20 protein-coding genes are annotated in these 21,527 nt (G+C 70.2%); 15 read left to right on the top strand and 5 right to left on the bottom strand.

Annotation, left to right across the window (positions count from 1 at the left end):
* Positions 1-468 precede the first annotated feature (468 nt).
* The 6 genes from ACZ7SW_RS22455 to ACZ7SW_RS22430 all read left to right on the top strand — a co-directional run bounded on the left by ACZ7SW_RS22455 (position 469) and on the right by ACZ7SW_RS22430 (position 7,257).
* A complete protein-coding gene (locus ACZ7SW_RS22455) occupies positions 469-3,543 on the top strand; it encodes a sensor histidine kinase (RefSeq protein ID WP_470232364.1) in 3,075 nt (1,024 codons plus the stop codon).
* On the top strand, positions 3,540-4,013 hold the full coding sequence (locus ACZ7SW_RS22450; protein ID WP_377870993.1) for a roadblock/LC7 domain-containing protein: 474 nt from the start codon (positions 3,540-3,542) through the stop codon (positions 4,011-4,013). Before ACZ7SW_RS22455 ends, ACZ7SW_RS22450 begins: the two co-directional genes overlap by 4 nt.
* A gap of 27 nt (positions 4,014-4,040) precedes the next feature.
* Positions 4,041-4,808: a DUF742 domain-containing protein gene (locus ACZ7SW_RS22445; protein WP_116204131.1), complete on the top strand. Its 768-nt coding sequence runs from the start codon at positions 4,041-4,043 to the stop codon at positions 4,806-4,808.
* A complete protein-coding gene (locus ACZ7SW_RS22440; protein WP_470232363.1) occupies positions 4,789-5,394 on the top strand; it encodes a GTP-binding protein in 606 nt (201 codons plus the stop codon). Before ACZ7SW_RS22445 ends, ACZ7SW_RS22440 begins: the two co-directional genes overlap by 20 nt.
* Positions 5,395-5,847: 453 nt before the next feature.
* A complete protein-coding gene (locus ACZ7SW_RS22435; RefSeq protein WP_009083953.1) occupies positions 5,848-6,279 on the top strand; it encodes a roadblock/LC7 domain-containing protein in 432 nt (143 codons plus the stop codon).
* 3 nt (positions 6,280-6,282) lie between these two features.
* Positions 6,283-7,257: a DUF742 domain-containing protein gene (locus tag ACZ7SW_RS22430; RefSeq protein ID WP_470232362.1), complete on the top strand. Its 975-nt coding sequence runs from the start codon at positions 6,283-6,285 to the stop codon at positions 7,255-7,257.
* Positions 7,258-7,413: 156 nt separating this feature from the next.
* Here ACZ7SW_RS22430 and ACZ7SW_RS22425 read toward each other — a convergent pair whose 3' ends face one another.
* Positions 7,414-9,654 carry a helicase-associated domain-containing protein gene (locus ACZ7SW_RS22425; protein ID WP_470232361.1) on the bottom strand — a complete coding sequence of 747 codons (2,241 nt, stop codon included), beginning with the start codon at positions 9,652-9,654 and terminating at the stop codon, positions 7,414-7,416.
* Between the two features lie 92 nt (positions 9,655-9,746).
* Here ACZ7SW_RS22425 and ACZ7SW_RS22420 point away from each other — a divergent pair, with 92 nt between their 5' ends.
* The 4 genes from ACZ7SW_RS22420 (at position 9,747) to ACZ7SW_RS22405 (ending at position 12,984) form a co-directional block, all read left to right on the top strand.
* Complete coding sequence (locus ACZ7SW_RS22420) at positions 9,747-9,926, top strand: hypothetical protein (protein ID WP_037361511.1); 180 nt, start codon at positions 9,747-9,749, stop codon at positions 9,924-9,926.
* A gap of 147 nt (positions 9,927-10,073) precedes the next feature.
* Complete coding sequence (locus ACZ7SW_RS22415) at positions 10,074-11,468, top strand: NAD-dependent malic enzyme (RefSeq protein WP_470232360.1); 1,395 nt, start codon at positions 10,074-10,076, stop codon at positions 11,466-11,468.
* Between the two features lie 89 nt (positions 11,469-11,557).
* Positions 11,558-12,028 (top strand): cyclic pyranopterin monophosphate synthase MoaC, encoded by a 471-nt coding sequence (gene moaC / locus ACZ7SW_RS22410; RefSeq protein WP_470232359.1) that lies wholly within the window; start codon positions 11,558-11,560, stop codon positions 12,026-12,028.
* The gene (locus tag ACZ7SW_RS22405) at positions 12,025-12,984 is read left to right on the top strand and encodes a molybdenum cofactor biosynthesis protein MoaE (RefSeq protein WP_470232358.1); all 960 of its coding nucleotides are present in this window, start codon (positions 12,025-12,027) and stop codon (positions 12,982-12,984) included. Before moaC ends, ACZ7SW_RS22405 begins: the two co-directional genes overlap by 4 nt.
* 124 nt (positions 12,985-13,108) lie before the next feature.
* Here the strand turns inward: ACZ7SW_RS22405 and ACZ7SW_RS22400 are convergent, their stop codons facing one another.
* From ACZ7SW_RS22400 to moaA, 3 genes are all read right to left on the bottom strand, one after another.
* Positions 13,109-13,738, bottom strand: coding sequence for a LysM peptidoglycan-binding domain-containing protein (locus ACZ7SW_RS22400; protein WP_470232357.1), 630 nt, complete (start codon positions 13,736-13,738; stop codon positions 13,109-13,111).
* A 663-nt stretch (positions 13,739-14,401) separates the two neighbouring features.
* Positions 14,402-14,686, bottom strand: coding sequence for a MoaD/ThiS family protein (locus ACZ7SW_RS22395; protein WP_470232356.1), 285 nt, complete (start codon positions 14,684-14,686; stop codon positions 14,402-14,404).
* Positions 14,687-14,689: 3 nt separating this feature from the next.
* Entirely contained in the window at positions 14,690-15,754 is a 1,065-nt protein-coding gene (moaA, locus tag ACZ7SW_RS22390) for a GTP 3',8-cyclase MoaA (RefSeq protein ID WP_470232355.1), read from the bottom strand.
* A gap of 86 nt (positions 15,755-15,840) precedes the next feature.
* Between moaA and ACZ7SW_RS22385 the strand changes: the two genes are divergently transcribed.
* From ACZ7SW_RS22385 to ACZ7SW_RS22365, 5 genes are read left to right on the top strand one after another with little or no spacing between them, the layout of a single operon-like run.
* On the top strand, positions 15,841-16,299 hold the full coding sequence (locus ACZ7SW_RS22385) for a MarR family winged helix-turn-helix transcriptional regulator (RefSeq protein ID WP_470232354.1): 459 nt from the start codon (positions 15,841-15,843) through the stop codon (positions 16,297-16,299).
* 33 nt (positions 16,300-16,332) lie between these two features.
* Positions 16,333-16,737 carry a TOBE domain-containing protein gene (locus ACZ7SW_RS22380; RefSeq protein ID WP_470232353.1) on the top strand — a complete coding sequence of 135 codons (405 nt, stop codon included), beginning with the start codon at positions 16,333-16,335 and terminating at the stop codon, positions 16,735-16,737.
* Positions 16,734-17,537, top strand: coding sequence for a molybdate ABC transporter substrate-binding protein (gene modA / locus ACZ7SW_RS22375; RefSeq protein ID WP_470232352.1), 804 nt, complete (start codon positions 16,734-16,736; stop codon positions 17,535-17,537). The genes ACZ7SW_RS22380 and modA overlap by 4 nt, the downstream gene beginning before the upstream one ends.
* Positions 17,538-17,586: 49 nt before the next feature.
* The gene (locus ACZ7SW_RS22370; protein ID WP_470232610.1) at positions 17,587-18,354 is read left to right on the top strand and encodes an ABC transporter permease; all 768 of its coding nucleotides are present in this window, start codon (positions 17,587-17,589) and stop codon (positions 18,352-18,354) included.
* Entirely contained in the window at positions 18,351-19,430 is a 1,080-nt protein-coding gene (locus ACZ7SW_RS22365; RefSeq protein WP_470232351.1) for a sulfate/molybdate ABC transporter ATP-binding protein, read from the top strand. Before ACZ7SW_RS22370 ends, ACZ7SW_RS22365 begins: the two co-directional genes overlap by 4 nt.
* Positions 19,431-19,612: 182 nt before the next feature.
* On the opposite strand, the gene ACZ7SW_RS22360 is transcribed toward ACZ7SW_RS22365, so the two are convergent.
* Positions 19,613-21,391, bottom strand: a complete 1,779-nt coding sequence (locus tag ACZ7SW_RS22360; RefSeq protein ID WP_470232350.1) for a multicopper oxidase domain-containing protein — start codon at positions 21,389-21,391, stop codon at positions 19,613-19,615.
* Positions 21,392-21,527: the final 136 nt, after the last annotated feature.

Below are 21,527 nucleotides of genomic sequence, written 5' to 3'. Positions count from 1 at the left end.
GGTATGCCGGGGTATGTGAACGACCTGTGGGTGCCCGAAGGGCCTTGATCCGCTGCCTGGGTGCTCTCCGGGCAACTTCTGGAGGGTTACAAATCGGCCAGGCGTTCGCTACCCTCTGCTCCTGCAGTGTGAGGTGTGGACCACCGATGTAGTGAGAGCAGGACATGCGAAAAGGCTCTCCGCACACGCCGGCTCCTGGCCGGCGGAGGGTGGCCTCGGCCGAACGGACCAAGAGATCGACCACGTGCGGGGACCGAACGTCATGCCAGACCTGAACCGATTCCGCGCCCGAGGCGACGGGCAGCCGCACCGGGAAGTCGATCTTTTCACTCAAAAGGGTGTAACGGTCCGGGGCGCGGTCCAGACCACTCAGGTGGCGGATTACCTGCCGGGAGCGTGCGCGTAGTGGCCACGAGCACGGCAGGTTCGGAATCAACGGGCCCCTCGGGCCCGGACGGTGGTGCGGCGGTGCCGAACGAAGACACCGCGGGGGCAGGGGAGGCCTCCGCTCAGGAGAACGCGGGGACCGCGCAGCAGCGGTCCTGGCTCGCGCTCGGCAACTGGCGGCTGCGGTCCAAGCTCGCGCTCATTCTCCTCATTCCCACGATCACCGCGCTGGTGCTCGGTGTGCTGCGCGTGGTCGACGACGTGCGGTCGGCGGTCGAGCTCAACCACACCGCCAACCAGGTCGCCTTCGCCGAGAAGGTCACCGCGGTGGTGCACGACCTGCAGCGCGAGCGCGCGCTGGCCGTGGTCCGGATCGCGTCGGCCGACCCGCTGCGCCAGACCGGCCTCGACGCGCAGATGGCGAAGGTCGACCGCGACGTCGACGACCTGCGCAACGCCGCGGTCAACCTCGAAAGCGACGACCAGGCCGCCAGCGACCGCTACGCGCACGGCCTCCAGCGCCTCGACGCGCTGCGCCCGCTGCGCGCGGCGATGACCACGTCGGCCTACTCCGACCGCGCGGTGCTCGACACCTACTCCTCGGTGCTCGACTCGCTGATCCAGCTCGGCCGCGAGGTCTCCACCGCGACCACCGACCGCGATCTGCTCCGCCTCGGCACGAGCACGCAGTCGATCAGCGAGGCGAAGGAGTTCATCCTCCGCGGGGACTCCGCGCTGCAGATCGCCGCGTTCCGCGACAACTTCCCGGGCAACCTGATCGACGAGACCCGGGCCGCCGAGGCCAGCGGCGACGCGTCGATCACCGCGTTCCTCGCCAACGCGACCGGCGACCAGGTCCAGCTCTACAACGACACCTACTCCGGACCCGAGGTCGACGAGCGTCGGCGATTGCAGACACAGGGCTTCTCCTTCGCCCAGCAAGGCCAGCCGCTCAACCTCGACGGCACCAAACTCGGCCAGGACTCCACCGTCGCCGCCGACAAACTGCGCGCGGTCGAGGTCAACCTGCTGACGCAGCTGCGCGCGCAGGCCGACGAACTGGCCAGCAACGCGGTCCGGTCCGCCTGGGTCGGCGGCGTCATCGTCCTCGCCGCGCTGGTCGCCGCGCTGATGCTGATGCTCGTCATCGCCCGGCTGATGCTGCGCCCGCTGCGGGTGCTGCGGAAGACCGCGCTGGACGTCGCCTACACCCGGCTGCCGGAAACCGTGCAGGCCATCCTGGACGACCCGGACCCGGTCAACGCCTCGAAGAAGGCGGTCGACCCGGTTCCGGTCCTCACCCGCGACGAGATCGGCGAAGTGGCGCGCTCGTTCGACGTGGTGCACGAACAGGCGGTCAAGATGGCCGCCGAACAGGCACTGCTGCGCGAGAACGTCAACGGCATCTTCGTGAACCTCTCCCGCCGGTCGCAGCGGCTGGTGGAACGCCAGCTCGGCGTGATCGACCGGCTCGAGGCCGACGAACAGGACCCGGACCATCTCGCGAGCCTGTTCGAACTCGACCACCTGGCGACCCGGTTGCGCCGGAACGGCGAATCGCTGCTGGTGCTTTCGGGCGCGGGTCTCGCGAAATCCGTGCCGAAGCCGGTGCCCGCGGCCGACGTGATCGGCGCGGCGGTGTCGGAGATCGAGCAGTACGCCCGCATCGAGATCGGCATCGTGCCCGAGGTCGCGGTGCAGGGCCTCGCGATCCACGACCTCGTGCACGTGCTCGCGGAACTGCTCGACAACGCGACCTACTTCTCCGAACCGGAAACCAAGATCACCGTCCGCGCGGTCATCACGCGCAAGAAGGCGCTGGCGATCCAGGTCACCGACCACGGCGTCGGGATGAGCGAGGAGCGCCTCGCCGAGGTCAACGAGCGCCTCGCCGACCCGCCGGACCTGGACGTGTCGGTGACCCGGCGAATGGGTCTGTACGTGGTCGCCCGGCTGGCCCAGCGGCACGGCATCGAGGTGCGGCTGCGCGAGAACGAGGACATCGAGGGCGGCGTGATCGCCCGGGTCGTGGTCCCGGTCGAGCTGCTCACCCAGGTCCGGACCGTTTCGCCGACGATGCGCAACACCCCGCCGCCGCCGAACCGCAACGAGGTCTCGCACCCGAGCCTGCCGCCGCTGAACCGCGCGCCGGAGCCGTCGAACCCGCTTCCGCTCGCGCCGCCGCCCGCGGCCGCCGAGCTGACCGAGGCGATGGGCTCGGCAGGCGGAGCGTCGGACAACGGCGGTCTGGTCCCGCTCGACCAGCCGATCAGCCTCGACGACCTCGTCGCGGGCAACCGCGCGGCCGGTCCGTTCCTCAGCCCGGCGACGCCCGCCTCGGAAGCGCCGGCGTGGCCGACCGCGGAGGACCTCGCCCCGCTCACTCGCGAGTCGTACGGCGAGGGCGCGAGCCTGGCGCAGACCGAATTCCCGCCGCTGGTGCTGCCGAAGCGGGAGCCGAAGTACGTCGCGCCGGAAGCGCCGAAGGAGCAGCCGCCGGCAGAGTCGGACGGTTCCGCCGCGCTCGAGGACGACGTGCCCACCCGGCGGCTGCCGATCTACCAGTCGGTGCTGTCGCGCTGGTTCAGCGAGGGCGAGGACGGCGAGAACGGCGCGGGAACGCCCTCCGCCGCCGCGCCGGAACCGGAAGCCGCCGAGGCCCCCGCGGCTCCCGAGACCCCCGCGGCTCCGGCCGAGCCGGAGGAGATCCGGGCCGAGCCGGAGCAGCGGCCCGCGGCGCTCGAATCGACGCCGCTCTACCCCGGTATCGACGAGCCGGAAGACAGCTGGCACAGCGTCTCCGACGAGGGCTGGCAGGCGGCGCAGTCGCTGCTCGAATCCAAGAACGAGGAGATGACGTCCGCCGGGCTGCCCAAGCGCGTGCCCAACGCGTACCTGGTCCCCGGCTCGATCGGCAACGCGCCGGAACCGGCGCAGCAGAACTCGTTCACCGACACGACCGCCGGAATGCCCGGAACGGGTGCGATGGCCCGCTCGGCGACGGCTGCCCGCAGCCGGATGGCAAGCTTCCAGCGTGGGTACAAGTCCGGTAGGCACGCACTGAAGGAGCGGCCGCCGGACGCCCGGCTCGACGACGACGGGGTTCGCGTCACCGGGGCCGGGTATGTGAGCGACAGCAGTGAGGAGCGAGAGTGACACGGGCGGGAGTGCAGCCGGGAGGCGGCTCGGTGCAGCCGAACGGCAGGCAAGCCGGCGGCGGGGCGAGCAGCTTCGCGTGGCTGATCACGGACTTCGTCCACCGGGTGCCCGGTGCGGCGCACGCGGTGGTCGTCTCGGCCGACGGTCTGCTGCTCGCGTCTTCGCGCGGGCTGCCGAAGGACCGGGCGGACCAGCTGGCGGCCGTCGCCTCGGGGCTGACCAGCCTCGCGCGCGGGGCGGCGAAGGTGTTCGAGGGCGGCCCGGTCGCGCAGACCGTGGTCGAGATGGCGAACGGATTCCTCTTCTTGATGTCGGTGTCCGACGGCTCGTGCCTCGCGGTGCTGGGCTCGCCGGAGAGCGACATCGGCTTGGTGGTGTACGAGATGACTCTGCTGGTCGAACGGGTCGGCCAGCAGCTGACACCGGAGATGCGGGCACAACTGCAGGGCGCTGCGGTCCGTCGCTAGGCGGACCTAGGACTACAGGAGTAAACCGTGGACGACGGGCGCTTGCGCGGCGATGGCCGGCTCGGTGACGAGCACACCGGGGGCTGGGGCGATCGGGACCAGAGCCGGGAGGACTGGAAGTCCTTCCGGGACCGGGTCGACCGCGAATGGCGTTCGAGGGACGTCCAAGCCGCGGATTCCGAGCCGGTGCGCGAACCGCCGAACTGGCTGACCGATTCCAACGCCGGGCAGCAGCCGGGCATCACCGCGGTGCCCGGGTACCGCGAGCGGTTGCTCGGCGGGCCCGGTTCGGAGCTGTTCGGCGGGGCGAGCGGACCGCTGTACGACTCGGCCGAGTTCGCCGCGTTCAGCGCCGAACGGGACGGGTCGCCGGGACCGTCTTCGAACGAGCTGGCCGCCGCGCTGCCGATGCAGGCGGCGGGCGAGTACGTGGACGAGCCCGCCGAGGTGGAGACCTCCGGGCTGGTCCGGCCTTACTTCCGCACCCGCGGGCGCACGAAGCCGACCTACGACCTCGCGATCGAGGCGCTGGTCTCGACGAGCGAACAGGGCCGGGTTCTCGACCGCGTCCGCGTGCCGGAGCACCGGTCCATCTGCGACCTGTGCCTCGACACCCGGTCGGTCGCCGAGGTGGCCGCGCTGCTGCGGCTGCCGCTCGGCGTGGTGCGAGTGCTGATTGGTGACGTGGCGGGCCTCGGCCTGGTGCTCGTGCACACGAGCAGCAGCACGAATTCGGGCGACCGCCCCAGTATCGAGTTCATGGAAAGGGTGCTCAGTGGGCTTCGGAGAATTTGACTCCGACGCGAACACACCGCATACGGGTCCGACCTCGTCGGCCAAGATCGTGGTCGCGGGTGGGTTCGGTTCGGGCAAGACGACTATGGTCGGGGCGATCTCCGAGATCGACCCGCTGACCACCGAGGCCATGATGACCGAGGCCAGCGTGGGCCACGACGACGTGTCGGCGACGCCGAACAAGTCGACGACCACGGTGGCGATGGACTTCGGCCGGATCTCGCTCGACTCCGACCTGGTGCTGTACGTGTTCGGCACGCCGGGCCAGCGCCGGTTCTGGTTCATGTGGGACGACCTCGCCGTCGGCGCGATCGGTGCGGTCGTGCTCGTGGACACGCGGCGGCTCGCGGACGCGTTCCCGTCCATCGACTTCTTCGAGAACCGGAAGCTGCCCTACGTCGTGGCGATCAACTGCTTCGACCGGCTGCTGCACCACCAGATCGAGGACGTGCGGCACGCGCTCACCATCTCGCCGTCGGTGCCGATCATGGCGTGCGACGCGCGGGAGCGGGAATCGGCGAAGCAGGTGCTGATCTCCGTCGTGCAGCACGCGATCGCGCACGACACGGCTTTACGGGCGGGCTAGTCCCGCTCGCGGTCCCCGCCGCCGTCTGCGAAGGAGGCGTACGCCGACTCCCAGATTCCCGTTACACCCCGGCTCGGGTGCGGCCGTTGGAGTGAACTCCGCGCGCTTCACCCGCTTCGGGGAGTGGTGCCTCCGAGTGGCGCAGACTGAGTAGTCCTGCCCCCTCGCGGCCGAGGCCGACCGCCCCTGATCGGGGCGTCGGACCGGCGGTGACCTGCACGGACATCCCGCTGCGCACGGTGGCCGCCGCCACCACCGAGTGACCCGCGAATGCGTGGTTGTGCATGCGTTCGCGCGACGTTACATCCGGCAGACACGTACCGTGCCCGGGCACACGCTCGACACGACCGGGTGCGTGAATACGCTGGAACGACGACTTCACCGCGGCCGGGCGAGGATGACCGGCAGGCGGCGAACGGGCGTCCGGCAGCGTTCGAGGAGCTTGGAGGGGCAGTGACCGATTCCGACCGGCCAGCGGACCAGGGCACGTTCAGCTGGCTGATCTCGGATTTCGTGCGCCGGGTCCCGGGTGCGGCGCACGCGGTGCTGGTGTCGGCGGACGGACTGATGCTCGCGCCTTCGGAGGGGTTGCCGCAGGAGCGTGCCGAGCAGCTCTCGGCGGTGGCGTCCGGGCTGATCAGCCTGACCCAGGGCGCGGCGCGGTGCTTCGAGGCGGGCGGCGTGAACCAGACCGTGGTCGAGATGGAACGCGGGTACCTGTTCCTGATGTCGGTCTCCGACGGGTCCTGCCTTGCCGTGCTCGCCGCGCCGACGTGCGACATCGGGACGGTGGCGTACGAGATGACCCTGCTGGTCGAGCGGGTCGGCGAGCAGATCACGCCGGAACTGCGCGCGCAGCTGCAGGGCGGCGGGGTGCTGGGGTAGCCGATGAAGATCTCGGGTTTCGGAGACCAGGACACGGGTGCCTGGGACGCCCTCCACAAAGGCACGGAGCGGGAGTCGTTCGACTCGCCGAGCCGGTACGACATGAGTTCGCTGAGCATGCGGCTGCCGCACCGGCAGCCGCGGCCCTCCCCTCCGCCGCCTGCCGCCCGGCGTCCGGAGCCTGCTCCCCGTCCGGCTCCCGCGCCTGCCCCGCGTCCGGTGCAACAGGCGGTCGCCCCGCGCCCGATGGCCCCGCCGCCTCCGGTGCAGGAGGAGAACTGGGACGACGGCTACGAATGGGTCGAGGACGGCGAATCCGGTTATTGGGAAGAGCCCCGGCAGAGCCAGCGCTGGGAGGAACCGCCGCCGCCTCCTCCTAGGCCCGCGGCGCACGACCCGTACTCATTCGACGAGTACGCCGGTTCGCCCGGTGCGGACGACCGCGTGGTTCCGGAAGGCTCGGCGTACCAACGCCATCACGTCGAACAAGCCACCCGCAGTCGGCACGCGCTGGCCGACGAGCCCGAGGACCGGTACTCGTACTCCGACCCCGGCCCGGCCTCCGGAGTGTCCGAATTGGACCGGTTCTGGTCCAGTGAGGAACCCGCGCAGCCGGAACCGGAGCCGCCCGCACAGCCGACGAAGTCGCGGGTGCGGCCGTACGCGCGAACCCGCGGCCGGACTCGCTCCGACCACAACCTCGCGCTCGAAGCCTTGGTGTCCACCAGCGACGAGGGCCGTCGGTACCGCGGGGTGCGGTCGATCGAGCACCGGCGGATTTGCGATCTGTGCCTGGACACCCGGTCGGTGGCGGAGATCGCCGCGCATCTGCACCTGCCGCTTGGCGTGGTGAAGGTGTTGGTGGGCGATATGGCCGACATCGGGCTCGTGATGCTGCACCAGACCGATCTGGTGCTGGGGGACAGGTCGTCGAGGGAGTTCATGGAGCGGGTGTTGCAGGGGCTTCGCAACCTCTGACCGGCCTTGCCTGGGGCCGGTTCGTTCGGTTCCTGCTGCGCTGTTTCGTGCCGCGCTCGCCGCTCGCCTCGCCCGCGCAATTCCGGTTCCCTCAACGGAAAGCGCGTCAATGCAGGTGCGGTGCCGGAAGTCCGTGAGGGCCACCTTGGGCCGAGGTCAGTCCTCGACCAGTGCGGCGGAAGTGATGCGGTGCAACGGATACCGCTCGTGGTTGGCGCCCTCCAGCACCCCACCGCCGACCCGCAACGGCCGCACCACCCGTTGGCTAGCCGTCCCACGCGAATCGACCAAACCGATCCACACCTCGCGCTGCTCCAGCGTCGCGCGGGACAGCAGGTCCAACGTCGCCGTCGTGTCCGCGCCGCCGCCACCAGGCGCGCGCACTGTGGAACCGCGCCGTCGCGCCGAAGCTTGGTCTCCGGCGCGCAGATTCGACACGATTCGCGTCGCCTGATCGTCGGTCAGCACCGCCTGCTCGCCCGGCCTAGCCCGAGCCGCCCGCGCTCGGGCGGGCAGTCGGCGTCCGGTGGGTCGCAGGTCGACCACCCGGCCGTCCGGGCCCTCCGCCGCGGGCGCGAAACCCGCGCCGCGTAAGGCTTCCAGCACGTCCGCCAAGGGTGCGGAGCTGATCAGCACCGTCGGCGCGATCAGCCGCAGATCGTATTCCGTCGCCACTGGGTGAGCGAGCACTTCGGCGAGAAGTGCCTCGTCGTCGCAGCGCAGGAACGATCCCGCGGTGCCGCCGCGCAATCGGCCATGGCGGCGGGCGACGTCGTCGATCAGGTACGTGAGGCCTTGCGGCACCGGAGTCGCCGACTTGTTGCGGAACATCGCGTGCAGCTCGTCCGCGGTCCGGCCGGTGTCGAGCGCGCGCCGGACCGAAGTCTCAGTGACGCGGTAAACCGTTGCGTGCCCAGCGGATTCGACGTCCGCGACCGCAGCCATGTCCGCCGCCAGTTCCGGCTCCAGCGGGCCTGGCGCGACGACCGTCAGGTCCGCTTGCACCAGCACGTGGTCGACCGGCGCGGGCAATGCGTCGTGCATCGCCTCGACCGCGCCGGAGCGGTCGTCTTCCAGCAGCAACCGGGTGGCGGTGGTGAGCGCGCCGAGGCCGACGAGACCAAGCGCGGTCGCCTCGGCCATCGTCCAGCGGACGGTCTCGTCGCGAAGTCGGCCACCTCGTCGAGGCGCGCGCCAGGCCAGCACCGCCACCAGCTCGTCAATGCTTTTCACGCCTGCGCCCGGATTCAGTGTCGCCAACGCACTGAGCACGCGATGCCGCGAAACCGGCGCGAGCGGCCGGCGCAGCTCTTCGGACAACGGCGCGATCGGCTTGTCTTTCGCGTCCCGGCCACCGGCGAGACCGGGCAGCCGCGGCAGTTCCAGCCACGCCTGCGCGAGCGTCATCCACCGCTGCACCGACGGCGACGCGAGCCAGCTGTCGGTGAGCATGGTGGGCACGTACTCCGGAGCGGTGTTTTCGCTGTCCGCAACGAGTCCCGCGCCGACGACCAGCTCGGCGAGCAGCGTCGCACGGGTCTCGCCGACTTCGAGATCCTTGGCGACCTTCTTCAGCTCGCGCACTCCGAGCCCGCCCGCCTTGAGCACCGGCGGCGGGGAATCCGACCACATCCGCAGCAGAGATTCCGTCTGCCGCAACAACTCCATCGCCTCGCCGGCCGCCGTTTTGTCCACCGTGTCCGTCCGATGTGGATGGACGGGCAGCTCCGGCTCGACCAGCGTGTCCGGTTCGAACGCCCGACCGCCGCGCAACAGCAAGCCGAGTTCGCGGGGAAGTTCGACGGTCTGGTCGTCCCGGCGCAGCAGCAGGCCGCGCGCGAGGAGCTTCTGCACCGGCGTGGCCGCGTCGGACAGTCCGACGTCGAAGCTCGCGTCGCGGGTGCGGCCGATCGGCGGCCCGGCGGCCAGCGCGGTGAGCACGGCCCGCTCGTCGTCGCCGACCTCCGCGAGCCGCGCGTCGATGTCGGTGGCGGCCAGCGCGGGCGACGGCGCGCCGAGCCCGGCCGGGAACGGACCGAGCGCGTCGCGGGCCGAGGGCGGCACCCGCAGCTCGTCGTCGGCGCCCCAGACGAGAGCCCGGGCACGCAGCCGGGCGAGCGGTTCGCTGACGTCGCGGCCGATCAGCGCCGTCACCGCGGACACCGGCGTCGGCTCGACGTCGGCACCGGCGACCAGCAGCGCGTCGATCACCGCGAGGGTGAACGTGTCGAGGTCCTCACAGGCGCGAGCGACCGACCCCGGCGTGCCCGCGCGGGTGGCGAGCACAGTGGTGTCGGACGGAGGAGGGGTGGACAAATCGCGACGTGTGCGCAGCAGCTCGGCGAGTGCGTCGTCGGACTCCGCACGCAGCCAGTCCGCCAGAGAGGTCGCGGGCATAGACACCCAGGATACCGGGCGGGTGCGCGCGCTTGAGGAGTGTTCGGGCAGACTGTGGTCGAGTTTGCCGGACGAGGGCCTCGGAGGAAGCAGTGGCGAAGGGCGACAAGCAGAGCAAGGGCATCGACCCGACGTGGCCGGGCGAGCCGGGCGAGCACCCGGTCACCGAGCTGTCCTCGGACCGGCAGGGAGCGCTTTCGCCGTTCGGCGACCTGACCTTCCCGCTCGAGCAGGTGCCCTACGTGCACCCGGAGACCGAGATCAACCGCTGACCTGCGGACCGCGTCCGGGAGCGCCGCGAGCCGCGGCGCCCCGGACCTGAAGTTACTGGTCAGTCACCCGGTTGGGGTGTGGTGGCGCGGGTCACCGGACTAGATTCGAGCCGTCCCAACCCACTCCACCAGCGGGGAGTACGTGTCATGCCGGTTCCCGGTCCCGGGTATTCGATCACCGTCCGGGTCGAGGCCCCGGCCTCGTCCACGGCCGCGGGCGATCTCACCACCGCGGTCGGCCGCGTCGGCGGCGTGCTGACGGCGTTCGACGTCGTCGAGTCGCACGCGGACACCATCGTGATCGACATCAGCGCCAACGCGCTGTCGGAAAACCACGCGCAGGACATCACCGCGGCGCTCGACTCGCTGCCGGGCGTGCGCGTGCGCAAGGTCTCGGACCGGACGTTCCTGATCCACCTCGGCGGCAAGATCGAGGTCAGCCCCAAGGTCGCGCTCCGCAACCGTGACGACCTCTCCCGCGCGTACACGCCGGGGGTCGCCCGCGTGTGCCAGGCGATCGCCGCGAACCCCGAGGACGCGCGCCGGCTGACCATCAAGCGCAATACCGTCGCGGTGCTCACCGACGGCTCCGCCGTGCTCGGCCTCGGCAACATCGGCCCGGCCGCCGCGCTGCCGGTGATGGAGGGCAAGGCGGCGCTGTTCAAGAAGTTCGCCGGCGTCGATGCGTGGCCGGTCTGCCTGGACACCCAGGACACCGAAGAGATCATCATGATCGCCAAGGCGCTCGCGCCGGTGTACGCGGGCATCAACCTCGAGGACATCGCCGCACCGCGCTGCTTCGAGATCGAGAAGCGGCTGCGCGAGCAGCTGGACATCCCGGTCTTCCACGACGACCAGCACGGCACCGCGATCGTCGTGGTCGCCGCGCTGCGCAACGCGCTGCGCGTGGTCGGGAAGAACATCGAGGACTGCAAGATCGTCGTCAGCGGCGTCGGGGCGGCCGGTTCGGCGATCATCCGCCTGCTGCTGCACAAGAACCCGGGCGACATCGTGGCCGCCGACATCGACGGCATCGTCTACCCCGAGCGCGGCAACCTCGACGACAACCTGACCTGGATCGCCGAGCACACGAACAAGGACCGCAAGTCCGGCACGCTGCACGACGCGCTGGTCGGCGCGGACGTCTTCGTCGGCGTCTCCGCCCCGAACCTCTTCGGCGCGGAGCAGGTCGCCACGATGAACGACGACGCGGTCGTCTTCGCGCTGGCCAACCCGGACCCGGAGATCGACCCGCTGGAGGCGCAGAAGCACGCCGCGGTCGTCGCCACCGGCCGCAGCGACTTCCCGAACCAGATCAACAACGTCCTGGCGTTCCCCGGCGTCTTCCGCGGCCTGCTCGACGCGGCCGCGCACAACATCGACGACAACATGCTGCTGGCCGCCTCCGACGCGATCGCCGACGTGGTGGACAACGGCAAGCTCAACGCGTCGTTCATCGTGCCGAGCGTGTTCGACAGCGCGGTCGCCCCTGCAGTCGCCGAAGCGGTGCGCAACGCCGTCCGCGCCGAGCGCGCCAGCTGACCGTCCGTGAGGGGAACCCTCAGGGACTCTGATTCCCTCAGGGTTCCCCTCACGGACTTTGGGCGAAGTTGCGCAGTAGCCTCGCGGGCGTGAGTGAACTCAGCCACGTCGACGAATCCGGCGCTGCCCGGATGGTCGACGTTTCCGGCAAGACGGCGTCCGCGCGCACCGCGCTCGCCGGCGGGACCGTCCACACCACGGCGGAGGTCGTCGGCCTGCTTTCGGCCAACGGCCTGCCCAAGGGCGACGCGCTGGCGACCGCGCGGATCGCCGGGATCATGGGTGCCAAGCGGGTGCCCGAGCTGATCCCGTTGTGCCACCAGATCGCGCTTTCCGGGGTCAAGGTGGAGTTCGAACTGGACGGCACCGCGGTCCACATCAGCGCGACGGCCAAGACCAAGGACGTCACCGGGGTCGAGATGGAGGCGCTCACCGCCGTCGCGGTCGCCGGGCTGACGCTGCACGACATGATCAAGGCCGTCGACCCGGCCGCGACGCTCGACAACGTGCGGTTGCTGCGCAAGGACGGCGGCAAGACCGGAACCTGGGAGCGGCCATGAACACCGCCGACGGACTCTCTCCCGCGGAGGCGGCCGTGCACAGCGCGCGCGTCATCGTCGCGTCCAATCGCGCCGCCCGGGGCGTCTACGAGGACAAGACCGGGCCGGTGCTCGTCGCCTGGCTGGCCGAGCGGGGCTACGACGTGCCGCCGCCGGTCGTCGTCGAGGACGGCGACCCGGTGGGCGTCGCGCTGCGCGCCGCGGTGGCCGACGGTGTCCGGGTGATCCTCACGACCGGCGGCACCGGCATCTCGCCGACCGACCGGACCCCGGACGTCACCCGCGCGGTGCTGGATTACGAGCTGCCCGGCGTCGCGGACGCGATCCGCGCGGCCGGGCTGCCGAAGGTGCCCACAGCGGTGCTGTCGCGCGGCGTGGCCGGCGTCGCGGGGCGGACCCTCGTGGTGAACCTTCCGGGGTCGAGCGGCGGCGTGAAGGACGGTCTGCGGGTCCTCGCGGACATCCTCGAGCACGCGGTGGACCAGCTCGCCGGCGGAGACCATCCGCGCGAGGCCGGGAAAGCCGGTCCGGCGGTCCGGGTCCTGCGGGCCGACGTGAGCGACCGGCCGCTGTCAGTCGAGGAGCACGCGCAGCTGGTGGAGGACGACGCGGCGGGCGCCGTGGTCACGTTCTCCGGCGTGGTCCGCGACCACGACGGCGGCAAGGGCGTGCGCGATCTGACCTACGAGGGCCACCCGACGGCAGGCGACGTGCTCGCCGAGGTGGTCAACGACCTGGCGGCGCGATGGAAGGGCGTGCGGGCGGTGGCGGTGAGCCATCGCGTCGGCGCGCTGACGATCGGCGACGTCGCGCTCGCCTGCGCGGTCGCCGCCGAGCACCGCGGCCAGGCGTTCACCGCCTGTGCGGAACTGGTGGACGAGGTGAAGGCGCGGCTTCCGGTGTGGAAGCACCAGCACTTCACCGACGGCACCGACGAATGGGTCAACTCGCCCTGATCCGCTGAGCGCTCCGGACACGACGAAGGGCCCCACCGCCAGGGGATTTGACGCGGTGGGGCCCTTCGGGCGTTCTGTCACAGCAGAGGCTGCGCCGGAACCTGCCTCACGAGGAGGCCGGGATTCACTTGGTGGCGAGCTTCTGGCCGACCACGATGAAGTTCGCGTTCGACACGTACTGCTTGTTCAGGTCCTGCAGCTTCTGGAAGCCGCCCTGGATGTTGTGCTCCTTGGCGATCTTCGAGAGCGTGTCGCCCGCCTTCACTGTGTAGTCACCGTTCGGGTTGGAGTTCGCCACGAGCGCGGCCACCGGCTGGGTGACCTGCTTCTTCGGGGCATCGCTCTTCGGGGTCGCCTTCTTGGTGGCGGTGCTCTTCTTCGGGGTCGCCTTGTGCGAGGAGGCCGAGCTGCCGGCCTTCTTGCTGCACACCGGCCACGCGCCCGGGCCCTGGCCCTGCATGACGCGCTCGGCGACGGCGATCTGCTGGTCGCGCGACGCGCCCTGCGGGCTGCCGGTGCCGCCGTAGGCCTTCCAGGTGCTCTGGGTGAACTGGAGGCCACCGTAGTAGCCGTTGCCAGTGTTGGTGTTCCAGTTGCCGCCGCTCTCGCACTGTGCGATGGCGTCCCAGTTGGTCGCCGACGCGGGGGTCGCGGCGATCGCGAGGGGGGCGCCAACCGCGATACCCGCGACTGCGACACGGGCGATGGTGCGGGTGGCAGCGGACATCTTGCGGTGCTTGCCTCGGTAAGACATCTGAAAACTTCTCGATTCCTGCGCCTACGAGCTCGGTGCTGCGGGTCGGGTTGGGAGCCCGTCCGCCCGTTGCCGGGCGGCTGACGCGGACGTCGCACGACGCGCCGTCTTCGTCCCCTCGTCTCTGTCCGGAAATGCTTTCGCTCGGGGTATGGGTCCGGGGATCCGTTGGACAGAGCTGGGCGCTACGGATTCCCGGTGTTGCTTGGTCGGTCGGGGCCAACCGAAAAGCGACGGTACGTAATTTTCGGCGTGATCGGAAATCATTCGAGGTGTGACCTACGTCACAGTAACGGCACGCAACCTTGCTCGATCCGCTTGTTTCCGCAGGTCAGAGCGCCGTTATCTGGCCGTTTTCTAGTCGAGATATTTCACGGATCGTGAGGCTTGGGTCACGTCGATAACGCGTCAAGAGGCCATTCGCAGCAGATAAGAGCGGGCACTCTAAACCACTCGTCAACCGTCGGCCACTGCCCGCCGAGTGGTTCTTTGAGCTGCGCAAATACGCCGTGAGCGAAACACTTCGGAGCGTAGGGATAAAGCGTGCCGACCGCTCAGCGCGCCAGTGCCGCCATTCACCGTGGTCCGGACCAATCGGCCGGGAATGGCCGCTCCGCCGGTCAGTGCGGCGCTCAGCCGGGTGCACGGGGGCTTTCCGGGAGCTCAACCGCCGGCGAACGGCGGGAGGATGTCCAGGTGGGAGCCGTCACTGAGCGCGCGGCCGCGATCGCGGACCGCCACCTCGTTGACCAGGAAGCTCGCCGCGTCGAGTACGCGGGAAAGTTGCCCGGGGTGCAGCTCGCGCAGCGCCTGGACGGCGTCCGCCACCGTCGCGCCCGCCGCCAGCTCCACCTTCTCCTCCTCAGTGCCCGCCGCGGCCCGCGCCGAGGCGAAGTACCGGACGACGACTGTCACCGGGGAAGAAGAGGACGGGGAGGGAGAGGTCATGGCTCAGCCGCCGATCGCGCTCATCGGCCGGATCGGCTGCGCGAAGCCGGCCTCGTTGATCTCGTGGCCCGCGAGCTTGCGCCACATCGTGTCGCGCCACGCGTCCGCCACCTCCTCATCGCGCGCGCCCGCGCGCACGAGGGAACGCAGGTCCGTCTCGTCGTTCGAGAACAGGCAGGAGCGGACGGCTCCGTCGGCGGTCAGCCGGGTGCGTTCGCAGGCGGAGCAGAACGGCCTGGTCACCGACGCGATCACGCCCACATCGCCCGGTCCGCCGTCAACCAGCCAGCGCTCGGCGGGCGCACCGCCGCGGGGAGCGGGGAACGGGGTGAGGGTGAAGGTCTCGCCGAGCATCGCGAGGATCTCCTCGGCGGTGACCATGTCGCGGCGGTTCCAGCCGTGCTGCGCGTCGAGCGGCATCTGCTCGATGAACCGCAGGTGGTAGCCCTCTTCGAGGCAGAACCGCAGCAGCGGGACCGCCTCGTGCTCGTTGTAGCCGCGCATCAGCACCGAGTTGATCTTGACCGGCGACAGCCCGGCGTCGCGGGCGGCGGCGAGGCCGGCCAGCACGTGCGGAAGCCGGTCGCGGCGGGTCAGTTCGGCGAAGCGCTCGCGGTCGATGGTGTCCAGCGAGACGTTGATCCGGTCGAGTCCGGCCGAGACGAGGCCGGGCGCGCGCTTGGCCAGCCCGATCCCGTTGGTGGTCATGGACACCCGGGGGCGCGGTTCGAGCGCGGTGATCCGCTCGACGATCCGCTCCAGTCCCGGGCGCAGCAGCGGTTCGCCGCCGGTGAGCCGGATGTCGGTGACGCCGAGCGTCTCCACCGCGATCCGCATGAGCCGGACCAGTTCGTCGTCGGTGAGCACCTGGTCGCTGGGCATCCAGTCGAGCCCCTCGGCCGGCATGCAGTACGTGCAGCGCAGATTGCATCGGTCGGTGAGGGAGACCCGCAGGTCGGTCGCGACGCGGCCGAAGGAATCGACGAGACCGGGGTGCTCGGGCCGGGGCGTGCCGGACGGGCCTCGGTTGCCGGGGACGCGAGGAAACCCGAGATGTACTGCTGTCATTACGCTCAGGATAGCTTGCGGCGTCGTAAAAGGCAGTCTTGCGAAAATCCTGGAAACCACCCTCGGTTCCGATGTGGAGGCACTCGGTGAGCACCGGCGAGACGAATAGTGAGCTGACTCACTTCGCGGCGCTGGCGGCACAGCTGCGCACGCACGCCGTCCTCCGGCACGCTCGCGACGCCGCGCTCGAAGGGCTTTCGGCGACCGGGCTGCAAGCTCTCGAGCTCGCCGGGCAAACCGCGGATTCCCTTACCCCGGGCCGAATCGGGCAGCTCACCGGCCTGTCGACGGGTGCGGTGACCGGGGTGCTCGACCGGCTGGAGAAGGCCGGTCTGGTGCTGCGCGAACGCGACCGGACCGATCGCCGGAAGGTGCTCGTGACGATCACCGAGGCCGGCCGGGAACGGCTCGACGCCATCTCGGAGCGGGTGGCCGGGCGGCTCGCCGGGGTGCTCGCGGAGTTCACTTCCGCAGAACGGAAAGTCCTCGGGCGTTATCAGTTCGCAATGCTCGAAGCGTTACGCGAAAATGCGCGGCCCGCATAGCTTTTCCGCATCTGCGGGGATAATGTTTCGACCATGCCGCAATTTCGGTTGTCCGAGGCCGCTCGGCTGCTCGGCGTAAGCGACGACACCGTCCGGCGGTGGGTTCGCGCGGGTCAGTTGACCGCGACGGACGACGCCGCCGGCCGCAAGGTCGTCGACGGCGCTCAGCTCGCCGGGTTCGCGCGGGCCCAAGCCACTGAACCGGACGACCCGTCGGCGGTCGGCCGCTCCGCGCGCAACCGCTTCGTCGGGCTCGTCACCGAGGTCGTCACCGACAAGGTGATGGCGCAGGTCGAACTGCAGTGCGGGGCGCACCGAGTGGTGTCACTGATGAGCACCGAGGCGGTCCGCGAACTCGGGCTGCGCCCGGGCGTGCTCGCGGTCGCCGTGGTCAAGGCGACCACCGTCGTGGTGGAAACCCCGGAAGGATCCAGATGAAGAAGCTCGCCCTCGCCGTCGCCGGAACCGCGGCGATCGCGTTGGCCGCCAGTGCCTGCAGCTCCGGCGACCAGCCCAGCTCCGCCCCGGGTGCGGGTTCCGCGTCCGCGCCCGCTCCGGGAGGCGGCACGCTGACCGTGTTCGCCGCGGCCTCGCTCACCGAATCCTTCAACGTGCTCGGCAAGCAGTTCGAGGCGGCGCACCCGGGCGTCAAGGTCACCTTCGACTACGAGGGTTCCTCCGCGCTCGTGCAGAAGCTGGACAACGGGGCCAAGGCCGACGTGTTCGCCTCGGCGGACCAGAAGAACATGGGCAAGGCCGTGCAGGACGGCGTGATCGACGGCCAGCCGACCGTCTTCGCCACCAACAAGCTCGCGATCGCCGTGGCCAAGGGGAACCCGAAGGGCATCAAGACCTTCGCCGACCTGACCAAGCCCGGCCTGAACGTGGTCGTGTGCGCGCAGCAGGTGCCGTGCGGCGCGGCCACGCAGAAGGTCGAGCAGACCACCAAGACCACGCTCAAGCCGGTCAGCGAGGAGACGAACGTCAAGCAGGTGCTGGCGAAGGTCCAGTCGGGCGACGCTGACGCCGGCCTGGTGTACGTCACCGACGCGACCTCGGCCGCGGGCAAAGTGGACAAGGTCGACTTCCCGGAGTCCTCGGGCGCGGTGAACCAGTACCCGATCGCGGTGGTGAAGAACGCCCCGCAGGCGGCGCTGGCGAAGCAGTTCAGCGACTTCATCCTTGGCACTGAGGGCAAGGCCGAACTGGCCAAGATCGGGTTCGGCCCTGGCAAGTAAGGCGGGCGCGGCGGCCGAGACCCGGCCGCCGCACGCCCGGGTGCCCCTGATCCTCTGGTTCCCCGCCGTCGCCGCGCTCGCGCTCGTGGTGCTGCCGGTCGTCGGCCTCCTGGTGCGGTCCGATCTCACCCGGCTGCCGTCGCTGCTGGTCACGTCCTCGTCGCTGAACGCGCTCCGGCTGTCGCTGGTGACCGCCGCACTGTCCACAGTGGCCTGTGTGGTGCTCGGCGTCCCGCTGGCGATCGTGCTGGCCCGCTCCCGGGTGCCGGGCGTGCGGATGCTGCGGTCGATCGTGTTGCTGCCGCTCGTGCTGCCGCCGGTGGTCGGCGGCCTGGCTCTGCTGTACCTGCTGGGCCGCAAGGGTTTCCTCGGCATCTTGCTCACCTGGCTGACCGGCGAGCAGGTGCCGTTCACGACGGCCGCGGTGGTGATCGCGCAGACGTTCGTGGCGATGCCGTTCCTCGTCGTCAGCCTGGAAGGCGCGCTGCGCGGCTCCGGCGACCGCTACGAGCAGGTCGCTTCGACGCTCGGCGCGCGCCCGTGGACGGTGTTCCGCCGGGTGACGCTGCCGTTGCTGCTCCCGGCGCTGGGCTCCGGCGTGGTACTGAGCTTCGCCCGCGCGCTCGGGGAGTTCGGCGCGACCATCACGTTCGCGGGCAGTCTGGAAGGCGTCACCCGGACGCTGCCGATCGAGGTCTACACACAGGCCGAAGTGGACATCGACAGCGCGGTCGCGCTCGCGTTGCTGCTCATCGTGGTCGCGGTCCTGGTCATCGCGGTCGCGCGGCCGCGGTCGTGGGAAGGCGGGCTGCGGTGACCCTGTCGGCGAAGCTGGCGCTGACCCGCGGCGAGTTCTCGCTCGACGTCGAGTTCACCGTGCCCGGCGGCTCGGTGCTCGCGCTGCTCGGGCCCAACGGCTCCGGGAAGTCCACTGTGCTCGGCGGCCTCGCCGGTCTGCTGTCGGTGACCTCGGCCGACGTCACGCTCGCCGACCGGCTGCTGGCCGGGAACGAGGTCGACCTGCCTCCGCACGAACGGCGGATCGGCCTGTTGTCCCAGGACGCGCTGCTTTTCCCGCATCTGTCCGCATTGGACAACGTCGCGTTCTCGCCGCGTTCGACCGGCACCAGCCGGGCGGAGGCGCGGGAGATCGCCTTGTGGTGGCTGGGCGAAGTGGACGCGTCGGAATTCGCGAACCGGCGGCCGAGCCAGCTGTCCGGCGGGCAGCAGCAGCGGGTGGCGATCGCGCGGGCCTTGGCTTCCGCGCCGGATCTGCTGTTGCTGGACGAGCCGTTCGCCGCGCTCGACGTGGACTCGGCGCCGGCGATCCGCGGCCTGCTGCGCCGAGTGCTGCGCAACGGCCCGACCACAGTGCTGGTCACGCACGATCCGCTGGACGCATTGGCCCTGGCCGACCACGTCGCGGTGATGAACGGTGGCCGCATCGTGGAACGCGGGCCGACGCGTGCGGTGCTCGCGGCGCCGCGGACTGCTTTCACTGCGCGGATCGCCGGGCTCAACCTGGTCTCCGGAGTCGCGGTGGCGGAAGGATTGCGCACGCCCTCAGGCGAGGTGGTGGCCGGTTTGCTGACGCCGGACGCCGTGGTGGGCGAGGCCGCGGTCGCGGTGTTCGAGCCGAACGCCGTCGCGGTTTATCCGCACGACGGCGAGCACCACGGCAGCCCGCGCAACACGACCGACGCCGTCGTCGCGGCGCTGGAACCGCACGGACCGGTGATCCGCGTCCGGACCGAGGGCGGCGGCTGGGCACACGGCCTGACCGCCGACCTCACCCCGGCCGCGGTCGCCGAACTGGCGCTGGAGCCCGGCTCGGCGGTGGCGCTGTCGGTGAAGGCCGCGACCGTGGCGGTGCACCCGGCCGCGGCTTCCTGAGCCGAGTGCCACATTGAGGTTTTCTCGGTAGCGCGGAGTGCGGCTCTGTTCCGGCGTAGGTCTGTGAGGGGAACCCTGAGGGAATCTGATTCCCTCAGGGTTCCCCTCACAGACCTTGGCATCGCGCGCCAGGCCCATCGACGGGGGCACCGAACGCCACATTGGGGCGCAAGCGGACCCGGTCAGCCGTCGTGGTGGTGGCCGCCGCCCGGGTGGACGTGGAACTTCGCCACCTCGGGCGGGTGCACGACGAACGGCCGCATCATTCCCTTGTCCTCGTGGTCGAGGATGTGGCAGTGGTACATGAACTCGCCGGTACCGCCGCCGAACTGCCCGGCCACGCTCACCCACTGGCCGGGATCCACGATGATCGTGTCCTTCCAGCCCTCCTCGTACTTCTCCAGCGGGACCTCCGCGAACCCGTCGATCGGCCTGGCCGTGCGTTCGGTAGCCGGGTCGAAGGTCGTGGCGAAGCTGCGCCGGAAGAGCGCCTGGAATTCGGTCAGGTGGATGTGGAACGGGTGCGCGGGCCCGCCGTTCGCGACGTGCACGATGTTCCACACCGCCCACTTGTCGTGGTTGATGAAGATGCCGGTGGTGTCGTCGAAGATCCGCCCGATCATCCGGAACGTCTTCAGCCCGCCCGCCGGGTCGTTGATCTGGATGATCCCCTTGCCGCCCGGATCGGCGTCCACCTGTTCGAGGTCCCACATCTCCGGATGGCCGCTCGCGTTGAGCAGCAGCGCGACCCAGACGTGGTCGTGGTCCTCCGGCAGCGTCGAACCGTGCTTGATCCGAACGTAGGACGTCGAGAGCTTTTCGGGCAGTTCGAACGAATCGTGCTTCGCGCGGCTGTCCACCCGGAACTCCATGACGTCCGGCTCGACCCCGCCGAGACGCGGATCGGCGTTGCGCAGCTTGACTTTCCGCCCCCTGAACCGGCTGAAGTCGATCAGCACGTCGAAGCGCTCGGCGGGCGCGACGGTCAGACCGCCGGACGGCAACGGAGCGGGCTCGGGCAGCAACCCGCCGTCGGTGCCGATCAGGCGGACGGCGTCGTTGCGCGGCACGTTGTTCTCGTCGACCAGGTTCAGCGTGAAGAACCGGGAGTTGGCCGCGTTGAGCAGCCGGAAGCGGTACCACCGCGCGGAAACGTCCAGGTGCGGCCAGATCACGCCGTTGACCAGAGTGAACGGACCGGAGAACGGGATCATCGGCCCGTTCGGCACGTACGGGAACTTGTACAGCAGCTGCCCGGTGAGCCGGCCGGTCGCCGGATCGAGGTCGAGGTTGCGGTCGGTCAGGATCAGCGGCAGCTCGCGATCGCGGCTGGGCAGGCCGAGCTCGTCCTCCTCGTCGTCGCGGATCAGGTACATCCCGGCCAGGCCCGTGTGGACGTTGAAACGCGTGATCGCCATGGCGTGGTCGTGGTACCAGAGCGGCATCGCCTGCTGCCGGTTCTGGTACTCGGCGAGCTGCGAGGTGCCCTGGAGACCGGCGTTGTGCGCCCAGCCGTCGTCGCCCGCGTTGGTCCGGGCTCCGTGCAGGTGGACGACGGTCCAGGCGGGCAGGTCCGCGACGCCGTCGACGATCGAGTAGCCGGGCCGGTCGAGCTCGCGGCCGGGGCGGCTGGTCGGCCCGTCGGCCACCGGGCCCTGCACGGCGACCAACGGGAACTTGCCCGTTATTTCGTTCGACCACGAAATCCGCAGCTGTTTACCGCTGCGCACTTCGATTGTCGGACCCGGGAAATGTCCCGCGTATGTCCACAAGGTGGTCGGCGGCAATTGCGAGTGCAGTTGCTGCTGTTTCGCCACCATCGGAATGGTGATCATGTCCTGTCCCCACCACGGCGGCCGCAGTACCGGAGGCACCGGAAGCGGGTCGAGGAACTTGGTCAACCCCCAGGTAGGCCCGGTGATCGGACCCACGACCGCCGGACGTTCGGCGATTTCGGTCATGTGCTTTCCCCCTTCAAGGCAAGGGGCAGGAAGAATTGCATAACGGCGCTTACGCCGGTGCTTACTGAAAAGATTCCCCCGAACCCCCTCGGTGACCGGGAGCGCGACTCCCCTCGCGTTTCCCGGCAATTTCCAC

Source organism: Amycolatopsis sp. NPDC114484 (assembly GCF_055633755.1).
Note: the sequence above shows the minus strand (reverse complement) of the source record. Positions and strands in the feature narration are given on the sequence as shown.